We start from the raw sequence: 20204 nt of genomic DNA, 5'->3' as shown, positions 1-20204 counted from the left end.
TACGGCGGCCGGGGGGTGGCCGCCACCGCGATTGTCGCGCATCCGCCGATCTCCGTTACCCCTATTTCTGCGGTCCGGCGGTGATCACCCGTGACGCCACTGGATACCCAGCAGTACACCGCCCAGCAGGTCACCGTCCGCCAGGCGGTCGAGCAAGCCCAGACCGCGTGGACCCGACTCGACGTCGCCGACCTGGAACAGTCCTGGGAAGCCGACGTGCGGCCGGAAGTCGTCACCGCCGTGGAACAGGCTCAGGCCCAGGCCGCAGGGTTGGCGCAGTCCTATGTGCTCGGCACGCTGGCCGCCGCGGCGGCGGTATCGGCTCCGCTCGGTCTGCTGGTGGCGGGTGCGTTCGTGGGGATGGCGGCCAACGGGCTGCTGCTCGCGCCGCTGTTGGACTTCGCGGTCGGCTACCTACGGCGCGCACTGGATCTCGGGGCGCCGCCCTCGGAGGCGCGGGCGTTGGGGTTGCACCGGTTGCTGACCTACGTCAGTACCGAGGTCGCCGACACCGGCCGCCTTGCCGTTCAGATCGCCGCCACGGTCGAACCCGAGATCGCGGGATACGAGCGGGTCGTGGTCCTGCCCGCGTGCGGGCGGTGCGTCATCCTGTCCGGTCGGCTCTACCGCTACAGCCAAGGATTCCTGCGGCATCCGCGTTGTGACTGCGGGATGAAGCCGGTCACCCACGACCAGTGGGGCACCGGCCCGGCCAGCGCATCGCCGGGCACCTTGTTCGAGCGGATGACCCGTGCCCAGCAGGACAAGGCGTTCGGTGCGGATGCCGCTGAGGCGATCCGGACCGGGGCGGACATGTCCCGTGTCGTCAACGCCCGCCGCCGGGGCGCGGTCTACACCGCCGGTGGCTACGAGTTCACCCGCGAGGCCACCACCAAACGCGGTGTCGGTCGTCAGCTCGGAGAGCTGTCCAAACGACCCGGTTCCCGCTACGTCCGCTCGCGTGTCGATCGACCGACCCCGGCGCAGCTCGTGAACGCGGCCGACGACCGCGCGGAACTGGTCCACCAGCTCAAGCGGTTCGGCTACATCCGATAACGGCCGCTATTTCGGTCATTTTTGCTGATCAAGCGGCTAATTCAGCCTCGCCTTGGCCCGCCGAAACAGGGTTTTTTTGAAGCAGGACCAGCGCCCGCTAGCAGTCCGGCTGCACCTGCGGCGATCACCGTCCCTGCCAGCCAAGTCCAGAGCCACGTGGTCATCCCGCCGTCGACTCCGGCCATGACCTGGGCACCAGCCGAGGCAGCAAGCAGCACCGCGACAGCGGGCGTGCGCATCGGCCGGTTCTTCACGCGCGGATTTTCCCATGTCCGCGCTCCCGTTCACGTCACACGAAAGGGGGTTTTCGCCCTGTCCGAAACCACCACCCCGCCCACGCCGGAACCTCCCGCACAGCCGCCCTCACCAGCTCCACCGGCCACCGAATCACCTGCCCTGACCGCACCGGTCGAGGGCACCGGCAAGGCCACCGAACCGGATTACCGGGCGCTGTACGAGGAGGTCCGCGCGAAGCTGACCCGTGCCGAGCAGACCGCGCGGGACCACAAGGCCAAGGCCACGAAGCTGGACGAGATCGAGGCCGCGACCAAGACCGACGCGGAGAAGGCCGTCGAGCGCGCAACAGCCGCCGAAGCACAGCTCGTCGCCCTGCGGCGCACGGCCGTGGACGCGGAGATCCGCGCCGCCGCGACCAGTTGGGCCGACCCCACCGACGCACCCCGCTACCTCGACGACCGAGACCGCTACCTCGGCGCGGACGGCGCGGTGGACACGACCGCCATCACCGCGGACCTCGCGACGGTGCTCGCTCAGCGTCCGCACCTCGCGCGCGTCGACGGCCCCCGTCGCCCTGCCCCGGATCCCTCGCAGGGGCAGCGGTCGGGCGGGCCGTCCGGGATCGGCGAGCAGATCCGTGAGGCCGAAGCCCGCGGCGACTGGGCCACGGCGATCTCGCTGAAGAACCAGCGGCTCGTCGAGCAAGCCCGAACCCAGCGGTGACCGCCGCTTTCCCTTGACCTGTAAGGAGGTTCCTTGCCCGGAATCGCTGCCATCGCCAACACCTACAACTCCCCCAACTACGTCGGTGAACTCTTCGGCCTGACGCCGACCGACACGCCGTTCCTCAGCTCGATCGGCGGGTTGACCGGCGGGCGCCGTGCGAACGCGATCGTGCACACCTGGACCGTCTACGACCTGCGCCCACCCGACCCCGCACGCCAGCGTCTGGAAGGCGCGGACGCGCCACCGGCCGAGACCCGCATCCGGGGCCAGGACCGCAACGTCCTGGAAATCCACCAGGAGACGGTGGGCGTGACCTACACCCGGCAGGCTACGCAGAACATGTTCGCCGGGACCGGGGCGGCCAACCCCAACGCCGCAGCGATCGGTGGCAGCAACGCGGTTGCGGTCGAGATGGACTGGCAGACCCGCCAGGCCCTCGTGCAGATCGCCCGTGACGTCGAGTTGACGTTCCTGACCGGCATCTACCAGGAACCCACCACCAACAGCACCGCGCGCAAGACCAGGGGCATCCTGGACGCCACCCGGACCAACGTCATCACCAACGCCACCGCCAAGCCGCTGACCGAAGCGATGGTCATCGACCTGTTGCAAAAGGTCTGGGAGAACGGCGGCATCCAGGTGTCCGAGACCGCCACTCTGATGTGCAACGCGTGGCAGAAGCGGCAGCTCACCACCGAGTTCGTGACCAAGAAGAACTACCAGGAGGCCACCCGCAACGTCGGTGGCGTCGCGGTCACCACGATCGAGACGGACTTCGGCAGGTTGAACATCATGCTCAACCGGTACATGCCCACCGACGTTGTCCAGGTGGTCAGCCTCGACCAGTGCGCCCCCGTCCTGCTGGAGTCGCCCGGCAAGGGGTTCCTGTTCTCCGAACCGCTCGCCAAGACCGGCAGCACCGACCGGGCGCAGATCTACGGCGAGATCGGCCTGGAGTACGGGCCGGAGATCGCCCACGGCAAGATCACCGGCCTGGCCACGGCCCCGGTCGGGGGTGGCACGTGAAGTTCGTCAGCCCGCAGTACCCGCAGCTCGTCGTCCACGACCTGGGTGTGACGTTCGTCGACGGCGAGGCCGAGGTAACCGACAAGGACACCATCGAGGCCCTACGCGGACTACCCGCCGAATTGGGCGTGCGCGCGGCCGGAGGTCGACCGCCGAGCGCGGTCACCGGGAAGACCGGCAAGGACCCGGCCTAGCGGCCGACCACGGCAGGGACGGGGGTGGAGTCACCGTGTCCGCTCCCATCCCGCTGGCCACCGTCGCCGACGTCCAAGCCCGCACCGAAGTACAACTCACCCCGGAACAGCAAGCCCGCGCAGCGGTGTTCATAGGCGACGCCTCGGCGATCATCCGCGTCCGCGTCCCGGATCTTTCCGACCCGCCACCGGCAACAACGCCCGGTGTGATCGTCACAGCCGTGCTGCGGGCATTGGCTTCGCCTGCGGACGGCAACAAATCCGAGACCACCGGCAGTCACTCACGGGTCGCCGCGCACGAGGGCGGCGGCCTGTACCTCACCAACGACGAACTGGACCTGCTGCGTCCGCCCATGCCACTGCCACTGCCACGCGGTGCGTTTTCCATCTGGACGATCTAGCTACCAGCTCCCTGCCCTAGATCCGCCTGAAACTGCTCGACCGAATCCGGCCAGATGTTCCACACCATCCAGCTCTCAACGAGTTCGCCAAATTCAGGCAACACCGGCTTCGCCTTCGAGTCCTTGAGCCGGGTTGCCGCATACCGTCGGGACGTGGCAGCAATCCAGTCAGCGATCTGGATCTGGGCGCTCGTAGCGCTGTCGGCAAAGACGAGCTCGGTGATCGGTGAGGAAGGCAAGTTCGTTCCAGGGTTTGCAAGGTCTGGGTATTCACCAACGTTCAACACGAACGACGCGTGACGTTGGATCACCGCAGACTCGTCGCAGACGAGCTTGAACGGCCCGATCCGTTGACCGATCTCGTGGGAGAAGACAGCGAATGCCGCGAGCGCGGGATCAAGGGAGTCCTTGAACTCACCTCGGCGGCGGCTAGTCCACCACTTCCAACCTTCGAGCTGGATCGATCCCAGCATCGAAAACGGATCGTGCTCGTCGAGACTGACAGTGGCCAAGTAGGCCTCGATCGAGGCGAAGAACCGGTCAGGTGAAACCTCTTCCTTGCCTACGGCGAAATCTACAAAGGTGACAAGAAGTCGTTGCCACGCCTCAGCGTCTCCAATGACTGGTCCGATGTAGTAGTAGAGGTGCGCGAGAGAGCGTGCGGAACCATCCAAATACATGTCGTAGCCGCTGTTCGCCATGGTCTCCACGACAAGCAGGTCAACGAGCTTCGAGACGGTCACGTACTGCTTGTCGGCCACCAGCGTGAAGGCGGTCTCGGCGGGAAGTTGTTGCAGAGCATCAAGAAGGATCTTCTGAGTCCTGTCGTTCCTCAGCAGCGAACGAGACTTGAGTTCTTCGGGTCCCGACTTGCGCAGCTTCGTGGCCACCGTACCCACAAGTTCCGACGCGCGCTCGTCACTCAGCCGCACACCCGCGAACGTGAAGACCGGTTGCGCGTCATCCCTCAAGTTCTCTCCGGTGTTGCCTGACTCGTCTACGTAGATCACCGCAGGTTCTGCCTCGCTCATCGGACAAGTGTGCAGTACCGGGACACCGACATCAGCACGATTTCTCCACGAGGAGGCTTGTTCTGCAACTTCCCCATCGGCTTACGGTCATCACCCCAACCGAGACCCCTGACCCATACGACAACCCCGTCCCCGCGCTGGGCTACGGGCCGGACGCCGTCCGCCGCACGATCTGGGGCCTGCTCCAGCCCGGCGGGTCCAGCGAGCCGACCGAGCGCGGCCGTCAACCCGTCGTCACCACTTGGCGACTGTTCACCACCTCGACGATCACCGCCCGAGAACGCATCGTGTGGCGCGACCGCGTGTTCCAGGTCGACGGGGAGCCCGCGCAGTGGTCCCCGCGGTTCGGCCATACCCACTACGAAGCCCGACTCACCCACGTGGAGGGATGACCGATGCCTGCGTTCGAGAGGGTCGAGATCGACCGTGACGGGGTCGCCGAACTGCTGGCCTCCGCCGAGTTCGGCGCGGTGATCCAGGGCGTGGCCGACGAGGTGGCCGGGATCGCCCGCAGCGGCAGCCACCGTGTCGCCTCGGGCGAGCCGCTGCCGGTCGACGTGTTCGACGACCCCAACCGCGACCGGGTGGGCGTCACCGTCGCCGTGCGGCACCCCGCCGGGGTCGGCATGGAAGCCCGCCACGGGGTGCTCAAACGCGCCGCCGAGGCGGCCGGGCTGACCGTGGCAGGTCTGGAGGTGAACAAAGCGTGACCCTGCCGGTCCCGGTCGACGTGGCCGAGTTGGTCGTCCGGATGCTGCGCCCGCTACTGGCCGCCCGACCCGAACTCGAAGTTGCGGGGGCGAAGGTGTCCACCGAGACCGGCCACGGTCCGCAGGGCGGTCCGCCGTCGTTGCCGTGGCTGCTGGTCGCCGAGGACGGCCACACCTGGACGTGGCCCGCCGTGGAACGCGCGGTGATCCGGTTGACCTGCTGGCACCGCAGCGAACACACCGCGAAAGCCGTTGCGGGACTGGCGTTGGCGCTGCTGTGCGACCACCACGACGCGGGCGTCCTGATCACCGCCGAGCCGGTGGCCGGACCGGTCGCCGGACTCGACCCGCACACCGACCAACCCCTCGCGACAGCCGCCGTGGCGGTCTACGCGCGCACGCCGACCAGGAGGTAACCCTTGGCGTTGAACAGTTCCCTTGTCCGCGTCCCCGGTACCGGGGAACTCTCGCTCGGCCCACCGGGCACCCCCGAGCCACCCGATGCCACCACGGCGCTACCGGCGGCGTGGACCGGGCTGGGGTTGTCCACCAACGATGGTGTGACGATGAAGCGGGCGGTGGAGAAGACCGGTACGGAGCACTGGCAGCAGCTCACCCCGGCGCGCTACATCTACACCAAGCAGGAACTCACTGTCGCCTCGGTGTTTCAGGAGACCAAGGGCATCGTGCTGTCCGCGTACTTCGGTGGGCTGGTGTTCGCCGAAACGGCCGCCGGGTCCAAGAAATACCGGGCCGAGATCTCCAGCGTCCCCAAGGGCGACGAACGGGCGCTGTGCGTGGACTGGGTCGACTACGTCTCGGCCACCCAGGTCTACCACCACCGGCTCTACGTCCCGCGCGCCGAGGTCTCCGAGACCCAGGACGCCCAGTGGTCACGCACCCAAGAGGCCCGCTGGGGTTTGACCTTCGCTGCGCTGGCCCCGATCGGCGGGTCGACCGCGCTGGCCGTGTGGCTCACCGACGACCCCGCCGTCCTGCTCGCCGCACCCGGTGGCGGCGCACTCGCCGCCACCACGACGCCTGATCGAGGAGATGCCCTGTGAGCAACCGCCAGCGCCGCGAGGCCACCCGCCAACCCCCGGCCGTCCGGTCCGATCGGGCGGTGATGTGGCGCGGCACCCGTTTCACCCTGCCCACCGCCGACACCTTCCCCCTCGACGCGATGGAAGCCGAGGAAGACGGCCGCCACCTGGCCGCGCTGCGGCTCATCCTGGGCGATGCCCAGTACCGGACGTGGCGGTCGATGGCGTCCACGGCCGCCGACGCCGAGGACTTCTCCCGCTCGGTGATGAGGGAGTTGGGGCGGGGAAACCCCTGACCGTCGTCCGCCTGCTGGCCGACGACACCACCGCCGAAGCCCTCGAAACCGACCTGCTGCGCTACGGGGTCGACCTGCTCGACCTCTACCGGGGAACCCTGCCCCTGCGGCGGGTCTGCGCGCTCGTGGCCAACCTCCCCGAGGACGCTGCTGTGTGGCGCACCGCCGGACCGGATGCGGGCTGGACCCGTCAAGGGTTGCTGCTAGCCGTGCTGGAACGCCGAGTCACGTTGTTGTGGGCCACCGTCGCCCAGGCCCTCGGGCACACCGTCGCTGACGACGACTTGACCAGTCCTCTCGATCCTCCATCCACCTCGGACACTTCCGCCCCGGCTGCGGCTGGGGGTGAACCCGAGACCAAGTCCCTGCGTGAGATCGCGCTGTGGATGCGAGGGGCGTGATCCCCTCTGGCCACAGTCGGACACGCCTACCTCAAGATCCTGCCCTCCTTGCAGGGACTCGGGCAGCATCTGCGCGGCGAGATCAACGCCGCCGAACGCGGCGCCCCCTCGATCTCCCTCACCGCGCAGATCCAGACCCACCTGCTGCGCCAACAGCTCGTAGCCGCCGCTCGCGAGGGCGATCAGACCGCGATCCGGTTGTTGGCCGAACTCGACTCCGCGACCGCCGAAGCCCAGTTCGACCAGGTCCACCGTCGCCTGTCGAACAAGAACGTCTCGCTCAAGGTCGTGCTCGACAAGTCCCTGGGTACCGCGCTGCGTGGGATGGCGGATCTGGACCGGGGCGTCACCGGACTGACCGGCAACACCGCCGCCGTCGGCGCTTCCACGCTGAAGTACGCCGCGCTGGCCGGAGCCCTGGCCCAGGCCATCAGCCTCGTGGGTGGGCTCGGGTCGGCGGCGGCCACGGCGTCGGGGTCGCTGCTGGTGCTGCCCGCCGTGGGTATCGCGGCGGCGGTGGCGGTGCAGACGCTCAAGCTCGGCGTCGACGGCCTGTCCGACGCGCTCAAGGCCGACACCCCGGAGAAGTACGCCAAAGCGGTCAAGGACTTCCCGCCCGCCATGCGGGCCACCAGCGACGCCGTCCGCGCACTGAAACCCGAGTTCGACGACCTCAAGCTCGACATCCAAACCGCCCTGTTCGCCGACCTCGGCGAACAGGTCACCAAGCTGGGCGGCACCTACCTGCCGGTCCTGCGCGGTGGGCTGTCCGAGGTCGCCGCGGGCTTCAACGTCGGTGCCCGCGGACTCGGCGAGTTCGGCCGCGAAGCCCGCACCGTCGACGACGTCACGCTGATCCTGGACAACACCGGCCAATCGGTGCGCTACCTCTCGGCCGGGTTCGCGCCGCTGCTGCGGGCCCTGCGCGACATTGCCGCCGTGGGCTCGGACTTCCTGCCGGGCTTCGCCTCCGGGCTAGCCGACAGCGCGGACACCTTCGCCACGTTCATCGCCACCGCGCGCGAGACCGGCCAACTCCGGCAATGGATGTCCGCCGGGCTGTCCGCGCTGGGCAACCTGTTCACGTTGCTGACCAACGTGGCCCGGATCGTCGGCACGCTGTTCGCGGCGGCCGACCAGGGCGGCGCTGGACTGCTCGGCACCCTCAACGCCGTCACCGGCGGACTGCTCGCCTTCCTCCGCAGCACGGAGGGAACCGTTGCACTGCAACAGATCTTCAGCGGTCTGGGAGCAGTCGCGGGAGCGCTTCTGCCGCTGCTGATGTCGCTCGCGTCGGTGCTCGCCTCCGACGTCGCTCCCGCCATCGCGGTGTTGGGGCCGATGGTCGCCGCCGCGCTGGGCACCCTGACCGGTGCTGCCACCCCCCTGGGCGCGATCCTCGGGGCACTGGCTCCGCTGGCCGGGACTGCCGCGCAGGCGTTGGCGTCGGTGCTGGTACCGGTGCTGACGCTGCTCTCGGGCGTGGTGGCGGAGCTGGCTCCGGCCGTGTCGCTGGTCGTGAACGAACTCGTCGGCGGAGCGCTCGCCGACGGTGTCCGCGAACTCTCGCCCGCGCTACTCGCCCTGGCCCGCGCCGCCGCGCCCATCATCGTCCAACTAGGACAGTTGCTCGTCCAAGCCCTACGGATCGCGGCACCCGCGCTGTCGGCGCTGCTCACGGTCCTGACACCGATCGCGGCCGAGCTGGCGGGATCGCTGCTCACCGCGTTGGCGGCCGTGCTCCCGCTGGTCGGTCAACTGGCCGAGGTGTTCTCGGCGGTGCTGCTGGCCGCGCTCCAGGCGGTCATGCCGGTGCTCCCGGTCGTCGTGGGCGTGGTTGAGCAGCTCGCCGACGTGCTCAGCGTCGGACTGGCCGCCGCGACACCGAGCCTCGTGGAGACCGGCCGACTGCTCGGCGAGGTGCTCACCACCGCGCTAGTCGGACTGCTGCCGCTGCTGCCGCCGTTGGCGGAAGCGTGGATGCGGATTTGGTCCGAGGGCCTGGTGCCGCTGCTGCCCGTGCTGCTGGAACTCGTGTCCGCGCTGCTGCCACCAGCGGTGGAGCTGATCACGAAATTGCTGCCGCTTGTGCTCCAAGCGGCCGGTCTGCTCGCGACCTGGACGGCCGCCATCGCGAAGGTCGCGGCGGCGTTCACCGACGGTTTGATCCCGGTCCTGACGTTCCTGATCGACTACGTCGTCGTGCCCGTGTTCGACCGGATCGTCTCGGTAGTCTCCGGCGCGCTGCAAGCCTTGCAAGGCGGGCTCGATCTGTTCATCGGGATCTTCACCGGCGACTGGGACCGAGCCTGGAACGGCGCGAAGGAACTCGTGCTCGGCGCGTTTCGCTCGATCGTGTCCGGGATCGACCTCGCGACCGGCGGCCTGCTCAGCTACGTCGCCAACCTGCCGGGCCGCATCGTCGGGGCGCTGGGCGACGTCGGCTCCCTGCTGCTCCAGATCGGCCGCGACATCATCGGCGGCCTGCTACGCGGGATCGAGTCGATGTTCCAGACGGTCAAGAACAAGCTCGCCCAGTTGACCAATCTCCTGCCGTCGTGGAAGGGCCCACCCGCACGCGACCGGACCCTATTGCGTGCCAACGGTGTCCTGTTGATGCGAGGCCTGGTGACCGGATTGGAGGACGGCGAACCCGCCGTCCGCAACTACCTGGCCGACTTCACCCGACGCATCCCGCTCACCCTCGAACGCTCCACGGTGGACATCACCAGTCGGGTAACTCGGACCGTAGGCGCGGCCGAGCCGAGGTCGACGGAACAGCCCGTCACGGCGGCGGACCTGGCGGCGTTCACCGACGCCGTTCGGGAGCTGGCGGCCCGCCCGGTCGTGGTGCAGGTCGGCACGACCGAGATCGCCCGCGCCACCGCCGAGGGAAACCGCGTGCTGTCCCGGAGGTGACCCGATGCCATCGCTGTGGATCGGGCCGCCCGGTCGGCTGCGCGCCGTCGATGACGCCGCACAAGAGTTCGACCGGTCGGTCTCCTTGAGTGTGACCGAGTTCCAGGCGCTGGGTGGGGCGGTGACGGTGACCAGTCTGCCGACGCCGCCCCGCCGCCTTGCTCTCTCCTGGACCGGGCTGCAACCCGGTGACGCCGAATGGCTGGACGCGTTGGCACGGCGCGTGTTCGGTCCGAGTCCGCTCGCGGTGCTCGACCCCAGCACGCGCAACCTGCTCGACGGCACGCAGTCTCAGGGCTTCGGACCTGTCAGTTCCTGGGAACTGACAGGTCAAGGCAGCCTCGTCCAACAGCCGGACCGGACGGTCACCCTCACCGGAACCAGCTCAACCTCGGTGCTGCGCTGGCAACACCCCTTCTGGCCAGGCTGGCCAGTGCCCGCAGGCCAGCGGCTCACCTTCACCACCTCGTTTCCCGCATCGACCAGCGAAGTCCAGCTCTACTGGTTCAACGCCGCCGGGCTGTCTTCCTGGACGTCGAGAGCCGGAGCCACGATCACCGCCGAACCGCCGGATCGGACACTGTTCGTCAAACCGGCGATCGTCCCCGGCCCGCTCACCACTCCCATCCCCGTCGGCCCGGCACTGCTCCGCCTCGCCGATCCCACCCCGCTCCCCAGCCCCTTGCCGATCGGGGACGGGTGCCCCGCGATGGCCGTCACCGGCTACACCGACCGCCCTACCGCGACCGCCCGTGACCTGTCGCTGACCCTGGTGGAGGTGCGCCGTGCTCGAAGCTGACCCCGAACTGACCGCCGCCCTCGGCGAGGCCGAACGCGTCCACACCAGCCTCACCCGCCTCGGTGGACGCGACCTCACCGACCAGGTCACCTCCTGGTCGCTGGACCGCGCCTACGACTCCGACCTACCCGCCCCGATGCGCGCCACCAACGGCAGCGCCGCCGCAGAACTGCGGCTCACCCTGTCCGGCACCGACACCCAGACCGCAGCCCAGCTCTACAGCCCCTACGCACCCCACGCCACCGCCGACATCGCCCGCCCCCGCCAATCCGTGCTGCACGGCTGGGGCCTGGCCGAAGACGCACTCCCCGCGTTCCGGGGCCTGGTGCGGGACCGGTCCGCCGACTCCGGCACCGGGCAGGTCGAGTTGTCCGCGCTCGACGGCGCGGAACGACTCCGCGGCGCCGCACGGCTCCCGGTCGCCGTCTCGGTCAACACCGTGCCGATCGCGTCGGGGGTGTGGATCGTGGACAGCCTGCTGCGCGACGCCGACATCCACACCGCACCACCACCGCGCCCCGAGTGCATCTTCTACTCCTCCATGCACGGCGGCATCGCCCCCGACATCGGCTTCTACCGCACCCACTCCGGATCCATCGGCTACCTGCGCGACCGCGCCCCGTGGGAGATGGCCGCGCTCCCCGGTGCCACCACGGTCTCGTTCACCGTCCGCTGGGATCCGCGTACCCGCACCACCGTTCCCGGACGCAACCTGTGGACCGAGATGTGGGTGGACACCAGCGCCATCGGCCCCGACACCGGCACCGCGTTCCTGTCCTGCTTCTACCAAGCCGACGGCGCCACCAACTCCGTCGAGTTCGGCGTGGACTTCAAGAACAACCGCGCCACGGCTGCCACCGACGGCGGGACCGTGGTCATCTTCTTCGACACACTGCCGCTCGGGCGCTGGCACCTAGGCTGCCACTGGTCGTTCACCGGCACCCAACCGACCGCGCGCATCTACATGTCCGGGCCGGGCGGGTTCTACCGCGAGTTCGACCCCGGCACCCTCGGCAGACTGCCCGCCAGCGGCACCCAACTCAACTACGTGTCGCTGACCGCCGGGGTTCCGGTCGAGGCCGTCCAGGTCGCCATGATGACCTTCCCGCCCACCCGTGCCCAGTTCGAGGACTACGTCTGGCAGCGCGGCGCGGTACTCGACGCGATCACCAGTACCCTGACCGCGATCCCACCCACCGAGGGCTCGGCGTGGGAGGTGATCGGCGCGGTCGCCCAGGCCGAACAAGCCACCGCGTCCTTCGATGAACACGGGATCTTCCGCTACCGCAACAACTCTCGCTTCACCACACCCGGAACCCCGGTCCTCACCGCGGCCAGCGCGCGGGAGATCGCGAGCCTGCAAGTGTCGGAGGCGATCGACTCCGTCCGCAACGTCATCGACGTCCCCTACTCCATCTACACCTCGTCTGGGACCACGCGGGAACGGTTTACCGAGACCGTCCGCCGCAGCATCCCAGGGTTCTCCTCCCTGACCCTGACCTACGACTACGACGTCACCGAGTACGACAGCCCACCCCCGATCGCCTACGTCACCACCACACCCAGCACCACCTCACGGGTCCGGTGGGCCACCGTCAGCGACGGCAGCGGCGGCGTCCACGGACAAGTCGAATCCACCACCGAACGCGACGGCGCACAGATGCGGATCACCTTCCGCAACACCGGATCCGCCACCGTCTTCATGGTCACCTCGGCCAACGTCGCGTCGCTGTCGATCTACTCCGTCGAACTGGCCACCGGCAGCCCCTCCCGCCGGTCTCTGCGGCGCACCGACACCACCAGCGTCAGCCGCTACGGCCCACAGGTCTACCAAGTCCCCGCCACACCCTGGCTCCAGACCTCCACCGCGGCGTCATCGGTCGCGGCCTACCTGCTGGCCGTCGCGTCCAGCCCGCTACCCGTGCTCGGCGACGTCGAGATCCTGCCCGACCCACGCATCCAACTCGGCGACCTCGTGCGCATCACCGACACCGTCGGCGCGGCCCTGACCACTCCGGCGTGGGTGGTCGGCATCCGCACCAACGGCGACGACCAAGGACGCGTCCGACAAGTACTTACCCTGCGCGCCACCCTCAGCCCCGGCCCACCCTTCGACGCCGGGCTGTCCCCTGATCCGCTGTTGGATCCCGGTGCCCGCGCGGTCCTGCTGGGCGAGGGCATTCGCGTGCCCTGAGCTAACGGCGGCGAGAACGACGCCGAGAGCTGCTCCTCGATCGAGTAACAGCTGTGGGTGGCGTCAGGCTGGGATCTATCTCGCGCTCGATCTCGAAGGTGCCGGACATCCGCCACACCTGTGCGCGCGCGCTCATGCGCCTAGCTTTCGGGTCGTCCTTCCACATCACACGGGCCTGGTAGGCGCTGAACGCAACCAAGAAGGCCAGCACAAGGAGGACGAAAGCCCAAATAATCGACGAAACCACGCGCGCTCCAGCTCCGGCAACCGGTTCGAGCGTCCAGCCGCCATGCTGGCGGGTGGTTCGTTTCGCAACTACAAGGTGTTCAGAGTGTTCCGGCTCGAACGACCGCCAGTCCAACGGTCGACGAAACACTCCGGTCAAACAAGGTGTTGTCTCTTCACGCGGTCCGAGGTGTTCGTCCCAGACCTGCCAAACGGTACCACTTCGTGTCTGCGCGCTCATCGCCGCGTGATGGTGTCACCCGTTCAGCTGAACGTGATGGCTTCTGCTCTCACTGCCAACAGAAAGGAGGCTGCTTGGACCTCGCTGCACTGCCGAACCTCGGTATTGCGGGGGCGCTCGTCATCGTCGTGGGTTATCTGCTCTCTGCCAATCACCGTTTGATGACTGCTAACCGCGCCGACCGCGCCGAGTACCTCGCCGCGCTGTCCGCCCGCGAAACCCAGCACACCGCCGAACTGTCTGCGATGCGCATCGCGCACGCCGCCGAACTCACCGCCCTCCGTGCTCGCCTCGGCGAACTTGAACGCCGTCTAGCTGAGCTTGAGGACGAACTGGACGCCGAGCGCGACCGCCGCCGCGTCGCCGAGGACGCCGCCGCCCAAGCCCTACGCGGCCACACCACCTAGCTCCACACCCACCAGCAGACCCGCGAGCCGACACCACCCCGGTGCTCGGCTGCTTCGTCATGCCCGAAATCAGGAGGAACACCCGCTTGACCGACTACCTCGTCGACATCAGCTCGTGGCAGGGCACCAGCATCGACTGGACCGCCGTGCGCGACCACAACATCACCGGGTGCTCGGTGAAGGTCACCGAAGCTGACGACTACACCAACCCCGCCGCCGACAGCCAGATCAACGGCGCCCGCGGTGTCGGCATCCGCACCGGCGGCTACCACTTCGCCCAGCCCGGCAACATCAGCGCCCAGGTCGACCACTTCGTGGCCAACCTGCTCGCCCGCGGCCTGCTCGACTCCGGGTCGCTGTGGCCGATGCTCGACATGGAAGCCGACGGCTTCGGCGACCCCAACGGCTTCATCTCCGAGTTCATCCGGCTCTACCGCGAACGCTCCGGCCGCCGCCAGATCCTCGTCTACGCCAACCAGAACTGGTTCACCACCCGGCTACGCCCCGACGAATGGACCGACGGCGACGTGATCCTGTGGTGCGCCCAGTACAACGGCGACCCCGGCACCGTCGACTACGTCCACCCCCGACTCGGGATGCACCAGCACACCAGCAAGGGCAACGTGAACGGGTTCGCCGGACACGTCGACCGCAACGTCACCATGCCCGGCTGGTCGCTGGCCTCGATGGTCCTCGACGGCGCGCCCGCCCCCGGTCCCGGTCCCGGTCCGTCAGACCCGACCCCGCCCGCCGACTGGAGCAGCTACACCGTGGTCTGGGGCGACACCCTGTCCGGCATCGCCGTCCGCTTCGGCACCACCGTTGCCGCGCTTGCCAGCGTCAACGGCATCCCCAACCCCGACCTCATCGGCGTGGGCCAGGTGCTCCGCGTGCCCGGCTCCGGCGGAGACGGCAGCGGCGAGGCCTACCAGATCCAGCCCGGCGACACCCTCTCCGCACTCGCGATCCGGTGGGGCACCACCGTTGCTGCCATCGCCAGCCTCAACGGCATCCCCAACCCGAACCTGATCCGAGCAGGGGCGTGGATCAACCGCCCCTGACCCACGACCACGAGCCGCTCGGTCTCGCGCCGGGCGGCTCGCTCGTGGTCAGCCTCGCCCTCGCCCTCTGGCTCGCCTACAAGGCGGCCCGCGCCTTCGTCGTGTGGCTCGACCACCACAGCACCGACCACCCAACACAGGAGGAAACCCCCATGACCGACCCCCGTCCCCGCCCGCTGCGCACCGCAGCGTCCTGGATCGGCGGCACCCTCGCCCTGGTCTCCGGCCTCGTCGGCGCGGGCGTGCTCACCGACACCCAGGGCTCCGCCACCGCCGCCGTGATCAACGCGGTCCTGGTCCTGCTCGGCACCTTCGGCGTCGTCATCGCCACCGAGCACAAGGTCACCCCCGTGTCCGATCCGCGCGACACCGACGGCACCCCACTGATCCCCGCACCCGAGCCGATGCCGTTCGGCTTCAAGTAGGAGGTGACCACCCTGGGCGACACAGCCCCACGACGTCGTCGACCCGAGCGGCTGATCACGCAGAACTCCGGCCTGCGCCGGTACGGGATCTTCACCTTCTCCCTACCGGCGTGGGCCGGACGTCTGCCCGACGGCCGCACCTACAACACCTGTCCGGCAGCCGGAGTGTGCGCGGCAGTCTGCTACGCCCGCGTCGGCCGATACGCCTTCGCCTCAGTCAAAGCCAAGCATGAACGCAACCTAATGCGGATCCTGGACGACCTGCCGCAGTGGGAACAGGACGTGCTCTCCGAACTGGCCGCACCGAAGTACCGAGGCAAGTTCCTGCGAGTACACGACGCCGGGGACTACTTCAGCGACGACTACCTATCGGCCTGGCTTCGCATCGCTCGCCAAGTACCCGACGTGACGTTTTACAGCTACACCAAGGAAGTCAGTCGCTTCCGACGACTCGTACAACCCGATTCCCCGCTCAACTTCCTCTACGTCTTCTCCTACGGCGGCAAGGAAGACCACCTGCTGGACCCGGACACCGATCGCGTTGCCGACGTCTTCCCCGACGAGCAAGCCATCACCACGGCGGGGTGGCACTCCAACGCCGCGAGCGACCTTCTCGCCGTGCTCGGTCCCGCACCCGTCGGGATGCGGCAGAACAACATCCCGCACCTCAAGCGCGTGATCGGCCAACGAACCTTCCGGGAATGGCAGGCCTCCGAGCGGGCTCGCAGGTCACGAGGCTCCGACGGTGTACGCCGATGACCGATCCAATCGAGGAAGTCTTGAACGCCATCCCTGAACCCCACACCGTGGCATGGACCGTGGATCACGTCGAGACCGTGCCGCTCGAACAGGCTGCCCATTCCGCTGCTGTGAACCATCTCGCAACATTGGTCAACTCATGGAATGAGCACCAGGGAAATAAATAGGAGTCAAGCATTACAGAACTCAATTAAATGGTAATTTGAACAGGTGAACCGTGAAATAAGCACCTCAAGCAAAGCCTTGTGCAAATCCTCGCCCATTCAGTCATTCCAAAGCCGACTCAAGGGGGGAATTCTTGTCTAGACGCGCCACCACGGCGAGAGTCCGGAAAGCGGCACAGGTCGAACTCTCGGACGTGCGAGTCGCCACCTACACGCGCCGCAGCACCGACGACGAGAACCAGCCGTACACGATCGACGCACAGGACACACGGCTGGAGAGCTACGTCGCGTCGCAGCCGGGGTGGCGGATCGTCAAGAAGTTCAGCGATGACGCGTCGGGGGCGAACACCAACCGGCCGGATCTTCAGAAAGCCCTGCACTGGGCGCGGTCGGGCAGGATCGACGTGCTGCTGGTGTACCGGGTCGACCGCTTCTCTCGAAACCTGCGCGACACGGTCACCCTCCTCGATGAACTGGACCAGTCCGGAGTGGCCTTCCGCTCGGCGACCGAACCGTTCGACACATCCACCCCCATGGGGCGATTGCTGCTCCAGATGCTGTCGATGTTCGCTCAATTCGAACGCGACATGATCATCGATCGCGTCACTTCCGGGATGGAACGCAAGGCCGCTCGCGGGCAGTACAAGGGCGGGAAGAGGCCTTTCGGATATCTCAAGGATCCGAAGACTCACGTCCTCTACGCGCACGATTCCGAGGCCGCGATCATCCGGTTGATCTTCGATCTCTACACGAAGGATCGGCTCGGATCACGAGCGGTGGCAAAGGTGTTGAACGAGCGCGGCTTCCGGTCAGGCTCTGGAGGGCTGTGGTCGTATCGACGCATACTCCAGATCCTGGAGAACCGGATGTACATCGGGGAGATCAGCTTTCGCGAGATCACCACGGAGAACGCTCATCCGGGTCTGATCAGCCCCGAGCAGTTCGCGGAGGCGCAACACCTTCTCGACCAACGCGGCGAGAGCGCCTCCCACAGCGCCGCAAGCGGTTCGGACTACATCGCCACCGGTCGTCTTCCCTGTCCCAAGTGCGGCAAGGCGATGGTCGGCACGCGCGCAACCGGCAAGACCAAGACCTACCGCTACTACACCTGCGTGACGCGGCAGAAGTACGGCACGGACACGTGCGACATGGAACGCATCAACGCAGACGCGCTCGACCAAGCCGTCCTGGGCGCGGTCTCATCGTTCTACCGCAGTCAGCAAAGCCTGATGCAGCAAGCGGTCGACGTTGCCCGCCAACTTCACGAGTCCAACCACGACACCGCGACCACCGAACTACGCACCGTCCAAGCTGAGATCGGCAAGGTCACCTCGAAGATCGACAAGTATCTCGACGCCTTCGAGGCCGACCTGTTCGACGCCAATGACGACTCCGCGAAGGAACGCCTGCTGCGGCACCGCACTACACAGCGACAACTTCGTGAACGCCAAGCAGAACTCGTGGCGGAACTGGAAACCGAACCGACCATGCCCGACGCGGCAACCCTCGCCCAGGTCAACAACCACATCACCGAGATCTTCGGTGGTGGCAACGCGAATCAACGTAAGGCAGTCGTAGAAGCGCTGGTTGTGCAGATCAAGATCCTGAGCCCGGACCGAATAGTCCCAGTCTTTCGGGTACCACAACCGGCAGACGCAAAAGGAGCGGAAACCGAATTATCGGCTTCCGCTCCTGGTGTTCGTGCATGTCTACCTCTGGTGGAGCTGAGGGGACTCGAACCCCTGACCCTCACACTGCCAGCGCGGCCCGGCCGACGCCCTGACCAGCACAAATAGAGAACCAGCACGTCAGCCGGTGCCGTTCACCGCCGTTCGAAGCCGTCGCACGCCGTTCGGCTCTCCCGTCTGCTCCAGGTTTGCTCCACACACCGCAGTGTGAACGGCACCAACAGGTGCCAGCCTCAAACACCGAACACACGATCCCCACGTGCGGTGTGAAACTCGGACCGCACCGGCAACGCCGCGGCCAACCGCTCACCCCGCTCGTGCCACGCCGCCGTGGTCGCCTCGCCGGGGAAGCCCAGGCTCTCCGGGTCGCTGCGGTTGTAGACGGCCTGGAACTCGTCATCCCAGGCATCGGTAGCAGCCGCCATATCTCCAAGCGCCCCGTACTCGGACACCAGCCGCTCAGCCGAGCAGTTGTCGGGGATCACTTCCCTGGAAACGCGGACCCAGAACGGGAATGCACCCCACTCGGATGTCACACGGATCGAAGGCAGCCTGCCCATTCTTCCCAACCTCGGTAGTTCGGGTCCGTATCCGCGCGCGGATCACGTTGGGGCCCTCGAAGGGCGTGTCCGCGCTGCGCGTGTTGGCATCGACGATGAAGCCGTTGTCACCGATCTGGACCGTGGCGTAGTGCGTCTGTCCACCGTACGGAACCTCGAAGATCGGCCGTCCAGGTGGCTCACCCTGGTAGTTGCCGGTGTACTCGCCCTCGGTGGCGGCGCGGTACACCACCTCGGTGACGCAATGGACTGACCAGCGGACAGGTCTGAGACGGCATGGGTGCGGTCACCCTTGGTGTACGCCTTCAGCGCCTTGACTCCTGTATCAAGCAGACCATGTCCAACTCGCGCTTGCGCGCCCGCGAGACCCAAGTCGCGTGCTCCGAGTGGCTCAGGCCGCCCTCTGCCAATCGTCGTGACGCATGAATTACCTTCCTCCGATTGAGTGAACCTTCGTCGTCGGAGCCCCAATCGTCCCCATCGACATCTGCCAGCGAAGATCCAGTGGGTGCGGTCGGTGAAGTTTGCCGAACCTCGATTGGTCAGCAGTTATCCACCCAGGTAGGAATGCTCATATTTTCCAACAATCCTATAGGATGGTAAATTTGACTGGCGCAGCGACACGCGGAGGAGCGAAGGTCATGGCGGTGAGATGGAGTTGGGCTTGCATCAGAATCCAGGGCGAAGCCGACTTGTCGGTATCGGACCATGGAAGGTACTTCAACACGCAACAAGAAGCGCAAGAAGATCTTCAAGCTCATCTAGAAACGGGCACGGAGGGTTCTACCGAGGCCCAAGCGGCCTTGCGAGTTCGCGAGGCAGGATGGGAAAACGATGTACTGCTCATGACCTTTCCCGGTGTGGCAGCGTGGATCGCCTACGCCGTACCGGAAGGTCAATCTTCGGAGCAAGCAGCCGTGTTCCTACTAAAGGACCGGCGCGAAACAATACATGACAAGTTGACAACCACCAGGGAAAGCTGGGTAACCACAGGATCTGGGTGCGTTGTCGTGGCGGCCGCTCTATCGGGCGCTGGCATCCTTGCAGCCGCTTGCATTTCCAGCGTATGTGGAGCGTGAAGAATTGGACAGGGAAACAAACTTCACCACACAGGAAACCGTCCTTGCAACTCCTGAACTGCACTACGCCCACGCATGCCCACATGCGACACAGGACCGAACGGCGCAATCCTGATTGCACGCATTGCGATTCACAACCGATGATTTTTGAATCAATGACGATTGACCTGCACTTTTAGTCGGTTCTGAGCCCCTGCTGCATTTACGTGACCCGCAGGAGAAAGGGAGTGCGACCTGTGAAAGCATCACCGGTGAACCATGCGACCTTAAGCGCAACACTCCAATCTGCACGCCCGGCAAGTCCTTCCACATTCGCAACATCGCAAACAGCCCTTCAGGAAACCGCTCGCGCCGCTCATATGGCGACCAGACCGGTGTCCCGCATGCCCGGAGAGCTCTCCGCTGCCGGTTTCACACCAGCAGGCATCACCGATTGATGTTCGAATTACCCATCAGCTGTACTGACAAATAAACGCGACCCGAGCTCCTTCAAGTTGTCGCTGTTCTTACTTTAATAGGAGCAGACAATGCTTACTTGCCGCACGCCGGAGACTAAGAGGCT

21 protein-coding genes are annotated in these 20204 nt (G+C 66.8%); 19 read left to right on the top strand and 2 right to left on the bottom strand.

The window, feature by feature from the left end:
* Positions 1-90 precede the first annotated feature (90 nt).
* The 5 genes from NZH93_RS48205 to NZH93_RS48185 all read left to right on the top strand — a co-directional run bounded on the left by NZH93_RS48205 (position 91) and on the right by NZH93_RS48185 (position 3640).
* On the top strand, positions 91-1056 hold the full coding sequence (locus NZH93_RS48205; protein ID WP_259630107.1) for a hypothetical protein: 966 nt from the start codon (positions 91-93) through the stop codon (positions 1054-1056).
* Between the two features lie 183 nt (positions 1057-1239).
* Positions 1240-2016 carry a hypothetical protein gene (locus NZH93_RS48200; RefSeq protein WP_259630106.1) on the top strand — a complete coding sequence of 259 codons (777 nt, stop codon included), beginning with the start codon at positions 1240-1242 and terminating at the stop codon, positions 2014-2016.
* 33 nt (positions 2017-2049) lie between these two features.
* The gene (locus NZH93_RS48195; RefSeq protein WP_259630105.1) at positions 2050-3045 is read left to right on the top strand and encodes an SU10 major capsid protein; all 996 of its coding nucleotides are present in this window, start codon (positions 2050-2052) and stop codon (positions 3043-3045) included.
* Positions 3042-3239 (top strand): hypothetical protein, encoded by a 198-nt coding sequence (locus tag NZH93_RS48190; RefSeq protein WP_259630104.1) that lies wholly within the window; start codon positions 3042-3044, stop codon positions 3237-3239. Before NZH93_RS48195 ends, NZH93_RS48190 begins: the two co-directional genes overlap by 4 nt.
* 35 nt (positions 3240-3274) lie before the next feature.
* Complete coding sequence (locus NZH93_RS48185) at positions 3275-3640, top strand: phage Gp19/Gp15/Gp42 family protein (RefSeq protein WP_259630103.1); 366 nt, start codon at positions 3275-3277, stop codon at positions 3638-3640.
* On the opposite strand, the gene NZH93_RS48180 is transcribed toward NZH93_RS48185, so the two are convergent.
* Positions 3637-4671, bottom strand: a complete 1035-nt coding sequence (locus NZH93_RS48180; RefSeq protein ID WP_259630102.1) for a DUF3800 domain-containing protein — start codon at positions 4669-4671, stop codon at positions 3637-3639. The two genes, NZH93_RS48185 and NZH93_RS48180, sit on opposite strands and share 4 nt — an antisense overlap.
* Positions 4672-5066: 395 nt before the next feature.
* Between NZH93_RS48180 and NZH93_RS48175 the strand changes: the two genes are divergently transcribed.
* The 14 genes from NZH93_RS48175 (at position 5067) to NZH93_RS48110 (ending at position 18111) form a co-directional block, all read left to right on the top strand.
* Complete coding sequence (locus NZH93_RS48175; RefSeq protein ID WP_259630101.1) at positions 5067-5381, top strand: hypothetical protein; 315 nt, start codon at positions 5067-5069, stop codon at positions 5379-5381.
* Complete coding sequence (locus NZH93_RS48170) at positions 5378-5797, top strand: hypothetical protein (RefSeq protein ID WP_259630100.1); 420 nt, start codon at positions 5378-5380, stop codon at positions 5795-5797. Before NZH93_RS48175 ends, NZH93_RS48170 begins: the two co-directional genes overlap by 4 nt.
* 9 nt (positions 5798-5806) lie before the next feature.
* On the top strand, positions 5807-6445 hold the full coding sequence (locus NZH93_RS48165; protein WP_259630099.1) for a phage tail tube protein: 639 nt from the start codon (positions 5807-5809) through the stop codon (positions 6443-6445).
* Positions 6442-6720, top strand: a complete 279-nt coding sequence (locus NZH93_RS48160; RefSeq protein WP_259630098.1) for a hypothetical protein — start codon at positions 6442-6444, stop codon at positions 6718-6720. The genes NZH93_RS48165 and NZH93_RS48160 overlap by 4 nt, the downstream gene beginning before the upstream one ends.
* Complete coding sequence (locus tag NZH93_RS48155) at positions 6636-7121, top strand: hypothetical protein (protein WP_259630097.1); 486 nt, start codon at positions 6636-6638, stop codon at positions 7119-7121. The genes NZH93_RS48160 and NZH93_RS48155 overlap by 85 nt, the downstream gene beginning before the upstream one ends.
* Before the next feature lie 48 nt (positions 7122-7169).
* The gene (locus NZH93_RS48150; protein ID WP_259630096.1) at positions 7170-10040 is read left to right on the top strand and encodes a phage tail protein; all 2871 of its coding nucleotides are present in this window, start codon (positions 7170-7172) and stop codon (positions 10038-10040) included.
* A gap of 4 nt (positions 10041-10044) precedes the next feature.
* Positions 10045-10839, top strand: a complete 795-nt coding sequence (locus tag NZH93_RS48145) for a hypothetical protein (protein WP_259630095.1) — start codon at positions 10045-10047, stop codon at positions 10837-10839.
* On the top strand, positions 10826-13033 hold the full coding sequence (locus NZH93_RS48140) for a hypothetical protein (protein ID WP_259630094.1): 2208 nt from the start codon (positions 10826-10828) through the stop codon (positions 13031-13033). Before NZH93_RS48145 ends, NZH93_RS48140 begins: the two co-directional genes overlap by 14 nt.
* Positions 13034-13573: 540 nt before the next feature.
* Complete coding sequence (locus NZH93_RS48135; RefSeq protein WP_259630093.1) at positions 13574-13906, top strand: hypothetical protein; 333 nt, start codon at positions 13574-13576, stop codon at positions 13904-13906.
* A gap of 86 nt (positions 13907-13992) precedes the next feature.
* On the top strand, positions 13993-14967 hold the full coding sequence (locus tag NZH93_RS48130; RefSeq protein WP_259630092.1) for a GH25 family lysozyme: 975 nt from the start codon (positions 13993-13995) through the stop codon (positions 14965-14967).
* Entirely contained in the window at positions 14949-15392 is a 444-nt protein-coding gene (locus NZH93_RS48125; protein WP_259630091.1) for a hypothetical protein, read from the top strand. Before NZH93_RS48130 ends, NZH93_RS48125 begins: the two co-directional genes overlap by 19 nt.
* Positions 15393-15443: 51 nt before the next feature.
* The gene (locus NZH93_RS48120) at positions 15444-16151 is read left to right on the top strand and encodes a GP88 family protein (protein WP_443742694.1); all 708 of its coding nucleotides are present in this window, start codon (positions 15444-15446) and stop codon (positions 16149-16151) included.
* Positions 16148-16318: a hypothetical protein gene (locus tag NZH93_RS48115; protein WP_259630090.1), complete on the top strand. Its 171-nt coding sequence runs from the start codon at positions 16148-16150 to the stop codon at positions 16316-16318. The genes NZH93_RS48120 and NZH93_RS48115 overlap by 4 nt, the downstream gene beginning before the upstream one ends.
* A 191-nt stretch (positions 16319-16509) precedes the next feature.
* The gene (locus NZH93_RS48110) at positions 16510-18111 is read left to right on the top strand and encodes a recombinase family protein (protein WP_259630089.1); all 1602 of its coding nucleotides are present in this window, start codon (positions 16510-16512) and stop codon (positions 18109-18111) included.
* 125 nt (positions 18112-18236) lie between these two features.
* Here the strand turns inward: NZH93_RS48110 and NZH93_RS48105 are convergent, their stop codons facing one another.
* Positions 18237-18563, bottom strand: coding sequence for an immunity protein CdiI family protein (locus NZH93_RS48105; RefSeq protein ID WP_259630088.1), 327 nt, complete (start codon positions 18561-18563; stop codon positions 18237-18239).
* Positions 18564-20204 lie beyond the last annotated feature (1641 nt).

Source organism: Umezawaea endophytica, assembly GCF_025061645.1.
Lineage (GTDB): Bacteria > Actinomycetota > Actinomycetes > Mycobacteriales > Pseudonocardiaceae > Umezawaea > Umezawaea endophytica.
This window is presented reverse-complemented; position numbering and strand designations above follow the sequence as displayed.

What these genes read in the sequence shown, in the direction of transcription:
- NZH93_RS48175 (WP_259630101.1), top strand. Translation starts at nt 5,067, where the DNA reads ATGCCTGCGTTCGAGAGGGTCGAGATCGACCGTGACGGGGTCGCCGAA.
- NZH93_RS48180 (WP_259630102.1), bottom strand. Translation starts at nt 4,671, where the DNA reads ATGAGCGAGGCAGAACCTGCGGTGATCTACGTAGACGAGTCAGGCAAC.
- NZH93_RS48200 (WP_259630106.1), top strand. Translation starts at nt 1,240, where the DNA reads ATGACCTGGGCACCAGCCGAGGCAGCAAGCAGCACCGCGACAGCGGGC.
- NZH93_RS48145 (WP_259630095.1), top strand. Translation starts at nt 10,045, where the DNA reads ATGCCATCGCTGTGGATCGGGCCGCCCGGTCGGCTGCGCGCCGTCGAT.
- NZH93_RS48115 (WP_259630090.1), top strand. Translation starts at nt 16,148, where the DNA reads ATGACCGATCCAATCGAGGAAGTCTTGAACGCCATCCCTGAACCCCAC.
- NZH93_RS48105 (WP_259630088.1), bottom strand. Translation starts at nt 18,563, where the DNA reads ATGGGCAGGCTGCCTTCGATCCGTGTGACATCCGAGTGGGGTGCATTC.